The 9,010-nt window shown below is 36.6% G+C and carries 6 protein-coding genes and 1 other RNA gene; 4 read left to right on the top strand and 3 right to left on the bottom strand.

Going from position 1 to position 9,010, the window contains the following annotated elements; translation table 11 throughout:
* A partial coding sequence (locus ACIQ1E_RS12535) for a hypothetical protein (RefSeq protein ID WP_396171646.1) occupies positions 1–297 on the top strand: 297 nt, incomplete at its 5' end.
* Between the two features lie 84 nt (positions 298–381).
* Here ACIQ1E_RS12535 and ssrA read toward each other — a convergent pair.
* Positions 382–778, bottom strand: a transfer-messenger RNA (tmRNA) gene (gene ssrA / locus ACIQ1E_RS12540).
* 189 nt (positions 779–967) lie between these two features.
* Positions 968–2,164: a serine hydrolase domain-containing protein gene (locus ACIQ1E_RS12545; protein ID WP_396171647.1), complete on the bottom strand. Its 1,197-nt coding sequence runs from the start codon at positions 2,162–2,164 to the stop codon at positions 968–970.
* Between the two features lie 234 nt (positions 2,165–2,398).
* On the opposite strand from ACIQ1E_RS12545, the gene ACIQ1E_RS12550 reads away from it, so the two are divergent.
* From ACIQ1E_RS12550 to ACIQ1E_RS12560, 3 genes are all read left to right on the top strand, one after another.
* Positions 2,399–3,601 carry an NAD(P)-dependent oxidoreductase gene (locus ACIQ1E_RS12550; protein ID WP_396171648.1) on the top strand — a complete coding sequence of 401 codons (1,203 nt, stop codon included), beginning with the start codon at positions 2,399–2,401 and terminating at the stop codon, positions 3,599–3,601.
* Between the two features lie 132 nt (positions 3,602–3,733).
* Positions 3,734–5,833, top strand: coding sequence for a glycoside hydrolase family 97 protein (locus tag ACIQ1E_RS12555; protein WP_396171650.1), 2,100 nt, complete (start codon positions 3,734–3,736; stop codon positions 5,831–5,833).
* A gap of 176 nt (positions 5,834–6,009) precedes the next feature.
* On the top strand, positions 6,010–7,395 hold the full coding sequence (locus ACIQ1E_RS12560; protein WP_396171649.1) for a M28 family peptidase: 1,386 nt from the start codon (positions 6,010–6,012) through the stop codon (positions 7,393–7,395).
* 73 nt (positions 7,396–7,468) lie between these two features.
* Here ACIQ1E_RS12560 and ACIQ1E_RS12565 read toward each other — a convergent pair whose 3' ends face one another.
* A complete protein-coding gene (locus ACIQ1E_RS12565; protein ID WP_396171651.1) occupies positions 7,469–8,896 on the bottom strand; it encodes an amidohydrolase in 1,428 nt (475 codons plus the stop codon).
* Positions 8,897–9,010 lie beyond the last annotated feature (114 nt).

The following is a 9,010-nucleotide window of genomic DNA, read 5'->3' on the forward strand; positions in this document are numbered from 1 at the left end:
AACAACATGAAAAAAAGCTGGAGTTTTTTGGGTGGTCAATTTAGACCGAAATTAGGTGGTCAGTTTGCTCCGAAACTGGTGGTCAATTTGCACTGGAAATGGGTGGTCAATTTGACCGTTTTTTCCAAGTTTGTAATTCCACAGCTAAAAGCAACCGATTTGTTAATTGAAACCGCACCAGCAAGTTTTTTCAATATTCCTGATATTGGTAATAGAGAAATAACACCTGAACGTCAAGAAGCAATACTAAGGGAAGAAATTCAACGAATCAACGATGAATTAGAATCTAAATATTGACAATACAGAAATAATACAGATTTTAAATTAAAAATACCTTAATTACTTGAAAAATAAGCAGTTAAGGTATTTTATTTTTGTGAATTGTGGAGTCGGGGAGAGTCGAACTCCCGTCCAAACAAGCAACTAAAAAACTTTCTACACGCTTATTTCCTGATTGGGTTTTCGACTCGGAGTTAGGTCAGGAACAACCGCTCTTTGCTTAGCTTCTTTAATTTCGAAATCCACCCGAAGCTTGTGGAAATCTAGGTTTAAATTTACGATTCATCTTTATCGACCGCTATAAACCAGAGCTTTCGAGATGAATCCTGCTTTCCTACCTGGTAGGACGAGGCTAATCTTACTATAATTCAGATTATGCAGCAAGAGCGTAGTTTCCTTCGCCGTGTATGTGTTTTGAAACCTTTTATTTACGAGAATTGTCCCAGTTCTCGACGTGCTTACTTTTCAATTCGACTTGCTGTCAAAACCAGTCGACCCCTTTTTTTATAGTATTCAGTAATCAGTTTTTAGTGTTCAGTGGTAAACTGAATTTCTATAGAAACTTTTACAGAAGTGCAAAGGTACTATTATTTTGAATGATTCCAATTGTAATAGCAATATCAATTTCAATGCCAATTTATTTTTTGAACTAACCAACTTCTAACTTCCCACTTCGTAATTCGTACTTTCACTCGTCTTCCACTTTAAAAGGGTATTCTCCAAAAAGAGGTGCTAATTTCCGAACTGCATAAGTACTTTTGGTAAATTTATTTGATAGTGCAACTATGGTGACATCCTCGTCTATCAGTGTAATAAAAGAAGACGTAAAACCGTGCCACCAGCCGTTATGAAAGTAGAAACTTTTCCCACTCTCCCAATTGATCATACGGATTCCCAACCCGTAGTTTTTTCTTCCAGGATGTTCGTTGCTATATCCTGTATAGACCTGCTTTAGCAATGTAGGCTCTAAAAAATCAGGAGAATTTCGACCTCGCTCAAATTTTAGCAAATCTCTTGGCGTTGAATACACATTTTTATCTCCATAGATTTTGTCAAGATAATCTATTCCTATTTCTACCTTATTGCCTTTATAGGAGGGAGCAACCTTCTTTTTGTCATTGTCAAAATCCAAAACAAAAGTGTTGGTCATATCGAGTGGCTTGAAAATTATTTTGTTCAGTGCTTCTCTAAAAGAAAGCTTTGTTACTTTTTCAACGATCAAAGCCAACATGGCATAATTCGTATTGCAGTATGCAAAGCGAGTACCCGTTCTTTGTTCTAGACCGATATTTTTAGTAGCCATAATGGTTAAAATATCCTGATTGGTCAGTGTGTTATGTCGGTCCCAAACGCTTTTGTCTCGGTCTGTAAAATAGGCATAACTGCGCATACCGCTGCGGTGATTCAACAACATTCTTACGGTCACTTTTGGGTACGGAAATTCTTTTAAGTAAACAGTGACTAGATCGTCTAAGCCGATTCTTTTGGCATTGACCAATTTTAAAACAGCAGTTGCGGTGATCACTTTACTAACAGAAGCAATATGAATAGGCGTGTTACTAGTGATATAGGTTTTATCTCTAAAGTTGGCATAACCTTCATATTTTTCATAAAGGACATGTCCATTTTTCGCAACAAGAAAGCCGCCATTCATTGAGTTATTCGGCCAGTTTTTCCTGTAAAAGGCATCTATTTCCTCTTTTTTTGTAGAAATATATTCAGAGCTAAGTTTGGCATTTTCGTGAATTAAAGGTTTCATTGCAGGTAATGAATCCTTGTGTAGCTCGGCGTCTGTTAGTTCTTTTGGTTTTTCTTTAAAACAAGAAGTTAAGGCCCAAAAGAGGACTGCTATTTGTAGTATATTTGTGCGTTTGATGAAATTCATATAGGATTTGCTAGAAAAGCAAATATATAGAATCAATCTAATTAGGCATATATTCCATTCAAAACTTAACACTATTTTTATTAACATATGCTAATGAATCGTATGGCATTAAAAATCAGTGGTTAGCGTTTTTGTTTTTAAAACATTTATCAAAAAATGAGGACAATTCAATATTATTGTTATTTTTGTAACAATGCCAGTCAATAAAGTTATATTAATCGTTATTTTAATTATATGAAGTTCGGAATTATCAAAGAAAGAAAAGCCACACCCGACAAAAGAGTGGTATTTACACCAGATGAATTGGCTAGATTAAAACAATTGCATCAAGGGGTTTCTGTCAAGGTCGAGAGTTCAGATCTTAGAGCTTTTTCAGACAATGAATACAAGAATATGAATATTGAAGTGACGAATGACATTAGTGATAGCGATCTGTTCTTTGGTGTAAAAGAGGTGCCTGTGGAAAATTTAATTCCAAACAAATCCTATTTCTTTTTTTCGCATACGGTAAAAAAACAACCCTATAACCGCAAATTGCTTCAGGCGCTGTTGGAAAAAAATATTGATTTTTACGACCATGAAACTATAGTTGACGTGCATAATCGTAGGCTGATTGGTTTCGGAAAATATGCTGGATATGTGGGAGCTTACAATAGTTTTCGCGCTTTTGGAATCAAATTCGAATTGTTCAAACTTCCCAAGGCAGCATCGCTTTCTGGGAAACAAGATATGATAGCTCATTTGAAACGCTTGGTTTTGCCACCCATTAAAATTGTAAATACTGGAACAGGAAAAGTGGGAACCGGAGTTAAAGAAATTCTAGATGCTATAAAAATCAAGGAAGTTTCGGTCGAAAATTATTTGACAAAAAACTATACACAACCTGTTTATGTACAAATTGATGTTTTAGATTATAATATTCGTAAAGATGGACAGGTTATAGATTTTAATGATTTTTATCAGTATTCTTCAGAATATGTTTCCAATTTTGAGCGCTTCACCAAGGTGTCGGATATTTATATTTCGGGTCATTTTCACGGCAATGACGCGCCAGACATTTTAACTCGTGAAATGTTGAATGCTAAAGATTGTAAAATAAAAGTGGTTGGCGACATTTCCTGTGATGTCAATAGTTCAATTGCTTGTACGCTAAGATCATCTACTATCGATGAACCCATTTATGGATATCTTCCTATCGAAAACAAAGAAGTCGATGTTTTTCATCCCGCTGCAATTGTCGTCATGGCTGTCGATAATTTACCTTGTGAATTGCCGAGGGAAGCTAGCGAAGGATTTGGAGAAATGTTTATGGAACATGTGATTCCAGCCTTTTTCAACGGAGATAAAGATGGCATTTTGCAACGAGCCAAAATGACCGAAAACGGCAAACTGACTCCCAGATTCAGCTTTTTGCAAGATTATGTAGATGGAAAATAATTGAAGCGTTCCTTTTTAGGGACGTTTTTTTTGATTCTATTTCAAAAATAAACTCCACTTTAAAATAAATATTAATCTCCATAAATATCAACTAGAGGTTGATTATATTTGACCTTCTAAAAATTAAGTATGATGAAAATTTTTCTTTCTTTATTTCTAATTTCGGTATTGAATATGGTGTATTCTCAAAACGTTAAATCGCCCTCATCAATAATTGCGGTTGATTTCAAACTGACAGCTTCGGGACAACCTGCTTATGCGGTAAATTACAACAACAAGGGCGTTATTGCTGAAAGCACACTTGGAATTGTTCTTAAAGACAAAAAAGCCTTGACTACCAATTTTGAAATAGCTAACGTCAAAAACTCCAGCTTCAATGAGTCTTGGAAACCCGTTTTAGGAGAGCAGTCGATCATTGTAAATCACTATAACGAGCTGTTTATTGAGCTGGTTCAAAAGGAAACCAACATAAAAATGAATCTAGTTTTTAGGGTTTTTGATGAAGGTCTTGCGTTTCGATATGATTTTCCAAGCCAAAAAGACTTGAATTATTTTGTCATTGCCGATGAAGTTTCTCAGTTTAATTTGACCGATAACCACAAAGTTTTCTGGATACCAGGTGATTTTGATAGCCAAGAGTATGTCTACAATGAAACTGCATTTTCAGATATTGACACTCAAAAAATAAATTTGAACAACGGAATCGGAGTAAAGTCTATTTCAGGAAAAACCACGGTGCAATCTCCTTTGATGATGAAATCCCCTTCGGGCTTGTACCTTAATATTTTTGAGGCGGCAGTAGTCAATTATCCGGTAATGCACCTTGATGCGGACGTCAAAAATTATAAATTAATCTCTCATTTGGTTCCTAATGCCATTGGGGACAAAGCCTACTTGCGCACTCCTTGTGTTTCACCTTGGCGTACAATTATGATGAGCAATGATGCCAGAGATATTGTAAGTTCGAAGATGATTTTGAACCTCAACGAGCCTTGTAAAATTGACGATACCTCTTATATAAAACCAATGAAATATGTTGGAATTTGGTGGGAAATGCACGTAGGAAAATCGACTTGGGATTATGCAGGTTCTCAAAATGCTCAAAATGCTGCTGATGGACAATTGAAACCAACAGGTAAGCACGGAGCAACCACCGAAAACACCATAAGGTATATAGATTTTGCGGCCAAACATGGATTTGATGGCGTTCTTGTCGAAGGTTGGAATGTAGGATGGGAAGATTGGTTTGGAAATTGGAAAGAGGATGTTTTCGATTTTACTACACCTTATCCCGACTACGATTTAGATGTTATTACAGCTTACGCTAAAGCCAAAAATGTCAAAATGATTATGCATCACGAAACCTCGGCTTCGGTTGCCAATTACGAAAGACATTTGGATCGTGCGCTCGAGTTGATGAAAAAATACAATTACCCAGCTGCAAAATCGGGTTATGTAGGTAAAATTATTCCTCGTGGTGAATTTCACGACGGACAAACTATGGTTAATCATTTTAATTTCGTAGCCAGACGATTTGCTGATTATAAAATGATGGTCAATTCTCATGAAAGTTCCCGTCCTACAGGTTACAGCAGAACGTATCCGAATTACATCGCTGCCGAAGCCGCTCGCGGTAATGAGTTCAATGCTTGGAGCAATGGAAATCCTCCGATGCACGAAACTATTTTGCCTTTTAATAGATTGCTCGGAGGTCCAATGGATTATACGCCAGGGATTTTTGAAATCAAAATGAGTTATTATAACAAATCGAAAACGGAACAAGTTCATACTACATTGGCCAAACAATTGGCATTGTATGTAACGATGTATTCTCCTTTGCAAATGGCGGCTGATTTACCTGAAAACTACGAGAAATATCCAGATGCTTTTCAGTTTATCAAAGATGTGGCAGTAGATTGGCAAGAATCTAAATATCTTGAAGCAGAGCCAGGGGATTATTTGACGGTGGTTCGAAAAGACAAAAATTCAGAGAAATGGTTTCTAGGAGCCATCACCGATGAAAATGCTCGAAAATCAGAAATTAAATTAGACTTTCTTACTAAAGGAAAAAAATACAAGGCCATCATTTATGAAGACGCCAAAGATGCCGATTGGAAAAACAATCCAATCGCTTATAAAATAAGCACCATCGAAGTTACTTCAAAATCAAAAATCAAATTGAATTTGGCTCCGGGTGGCGGAACAGCGATTAGTTTTGAACCGATTAAATAAAGACTTTTTAATTTTATAAAGATCTCAAAGGTTTTTAAAACCTTTGAGGTCTGCCTTTAAAACCTAAAACTTATAGATTTAAGTTTTGAACTGAGATAATTGGGTACTACTATTTTTTATAGTCGTACCCAATTTGTTTTTTATATATTTGGATTTCAAATTACTTTTAAAAAATTATGAAAAAACCAGTCATATCCTTACTCCTTGTTTTAAACAGCTTTTTACTTTTTGCTCAAACTAAAGAGGAACTAACCATCAAAGAAATTTACAAATCATCCTTAACCAATTCTAAATGTTATGCTTGGTTGGACTATTTGTCTAATTCCATTGGAGCTCGATTATCAGGTTCTGACAATGCCGAAAAAGCAGTTCAATACACCAAATCGCAACTAGAAACTTTGGGTTTTGATCGTGTCTATCTTCAGGAAATGATGGTGCCAAAATGGGTTCGTGGTGAAAAAGAAATTGCTTATTTTTTAGACAATAAAACCAAAGTTAACATTCCGGTTTGCGCGCTTGGAGGTTCCATTGCTACTCCCAAAAGCGGTCTTACAGCCGAAGTAATCGAAGTAAAAAGTATCAATGAATTAGAAGCTTGGGGAGATAAAATTAAAGGTAAGATTGTTTTTTATAATCGTCCTATGGAACCTGAGTTTATTGAAACTTTCAAAGCGTATGGAAATTGCGTGGATCAGCGTTATGCAGGTGCAAAAGAAGCGGCCAAATTGGGTGCAGTCGGAACAATTGTTCGGTCCATGAATTTGCGTCTAGACGATTTTCCTCATACAGGAAATCAAAGTTATGGAGATCTGCCAAAGTCTCAATACATTCCTACGGCGGCCATTAGCACCAACGCAGCTGAATTGTTGAGTAAAACATTGAAAACGAATCCAAAACTAAAATTCTACTTGAAGCAATCTTGCCAGCAAATGGATGATGTTGTGTCTTATAACGTTGTTGGGGAAATCAAAGGTAGTGTGCACCCTGAAAAAATAATGGTGGTAGGCGGACACCTTGACTCTTGGGATCTTGCCGATGGTTCACACGACGATGGGGCAGGAGTGGTACAAAGTATGGAAGTGGCGAATATTTTCAAAAACATTGGCTATAAGCCAAAAAACACGCTGCGTGTTGTGCTTTTTATGAATGAGGAAAATGGCGGAAGAGGCGGAGATAAATATGAAGAATTGGCTCAAGCCAATAAGGAAAATCACATTTTTGCCCTAGAAAGTGACTCAGGAGGTTTTTCGCCTAGAGGTTTTTCGATTGAAAGTAACGATGCAGTTTTTAATAAAATAGTGACTTGGAAAAGTGTATTCGAACCCTATTTAATTCATAGTTTTGTAAAAGGACATAGTGGCTCTGATATAGCCCCATTGACTTCTAAATCGATCATAAAAGCAGGTTTGAAACCAGATTCACAGCGCTATTTCGATTATCATCATGCGGCAAACGACACCTTTGACGCGGTAAACAAAAGAGAGTTAGAATTGGGAGCAGCAACTATGGCCGCAATGCTGTATTTGATGGATCAACATTATGCTGTTGTAGAGGCTAAATGATTTTCCAAGCGGTTCAATTTTAAATTTATTCTTTAATTATTTATTTTTATAATAGATTGTATTTTTGTCTATCTCAATCTCTATAATTCAAGGCAGGTTGAATATCACCTAAAAGTGCTTTATATTGGTAATCGCCTTTTGTTTCTATAAATTCTTCCTTTGCTTTTTTTATTAATTCAGGGTTTGTAAATAAATCAATTGCTGTAAATGCCATTGTTTTTGAAGCTGCCATCATTCCTTTTATACCTATATCTGTACCTCCGCAGGCAACTGCTTGCCAGCTATGAGCACTTGTGCCAGGCACCCATGTTGAAGTATATACGCCAACAGTTGGCACAGCATAACTCACGTCACCAACATCAGTAGAGCCTAGGTTATTTTCAAGATGAAGAGGTGTTATTGTACTTGCATTATCGATAGAAGGAAATTTATCTAAAAAACTGGTTTGAATTTTTTTAGCAAAAATAGTTTCATCTGCTGTGTATTGTACTCCACCGACTTTTTCTAAATTATCTTGCATATTTTGCGCAAGCGTTTTGTTGATGAGTAAATCGTGTGTACCTCCAATAATTTCGTAATTCATTTTAGTTTCTGTCCCTAGTGCAGCACCCTCGGCAGCTTTTGCAATTCTATCAAAAATAGATACTGCCATCGTTTTATCAGGGTGCCTTACATAATAATACACTTCCGCAAACTCAGGAACCACATTAGGTGCTTTGCCACCATTGGTAATCACGTAATGAACCCGGGTTTCTTGAGGTATGTGTTCCCTCATCATATTTACCATATTGTTCATTGCCTCTACTGCATCAAGGGCAGAACGTCCTTTTTCAGGCGATGATGCAGCGTGAGATGCGATGCCATAAAATTTGAACTTGGCAGATTTATTAGCCAATGCACTCCAATACCATACTGCATTTTTATTTCCTGGATGCCAATGAATTGCAACATCTACTTTGTTAAACAACCCTGCTCTAACCAAAAACACTTTTCCGCTTCCACCTTCTTCGGCAGGGCAACCAAACACTTTTATAGTGCCTTTTATTTTGCCTGTTTCTAATAGTTTTTTGATAGCAATACCCGCAGCTACTGAACCAGTACCAAATAAATGATGTCCACAAGCGTGTCCACTAGTTTTATTTGCGATAGGAGTTTTGGTTGGCGAATTGTCTTGCGATATACCAGGCAAAGCATCGTATTCTGCCAAAATTCCAATAACAGGTGAGCCGCTACCGTAAGTGGCTACAAAGGCTGTTGGCATTCCAGCAACTCCAGCTTCAACAGTAAAACCATTATCTTTTAATGTAGTCTGTAACAATGTAGAACTTTTATTTTCTTTGTATCCCAATTCGGCATAATCCCAAATATTTAATGCGATTGTTTTATAGGCATCATAACCAGATTGTATGCTAACGGCCGTTTCATTTTTTAAGGCATCATTAGCTTTGTTGATCCCATTCTTTTGCGCCGTTAGCTGAAAAGAAAATAAATTTATAGGTATAGGCGTTTAGGCCGCCCAAAAACGAAAATAGTATTACCTTTGTCAAATGAGTACAAGGGAGAAATTTATAGGTGTGAATTCAATAACATTTAACAAGCGATTTAAGGAAGATGC

This window comes from Flavobacterium sp. (genome assembly GCF_044348915.1).
Classification (GTDB): Bacteria; Bacteroidota; Bacteroidia; order Flavobacteriales; family Flavobacteriaceae; genus Flavobacterium.

Bases quoted from the DNA above. Each gene is read 5' to 3' on its own strand.
- ACIQ1E_RS12545 (WP_396171647.1), bottom strand. From the start codon at position 2,164: ATGAATTTCATCAAACGCACAAATATACTACAAATAGCAGTCCTCTTT.
- ACIQ1E_RS12550 (WP_396171648.1), top strand. From the start codon at position 2,399: ATGAAGTTCGGAATTATCAAAGAAAGAAAAGCCACACCCGACAAAAGA.
- ACIQ1E_RS12555 (WP_396171650.1), top strand. From the start codon at position 3,734: ATGAAAATTTTTCTTTCTTTATTTCTAATTTCGGTATTGAATATGGTG.
- ACIQ1E_RS12560 (WP_396171649.1), top strand. From the start codon at position 6,010: ATGAAAAAACCAGTCATATCCTTACTCCTTGTTTTAAACAGCTTTTTA.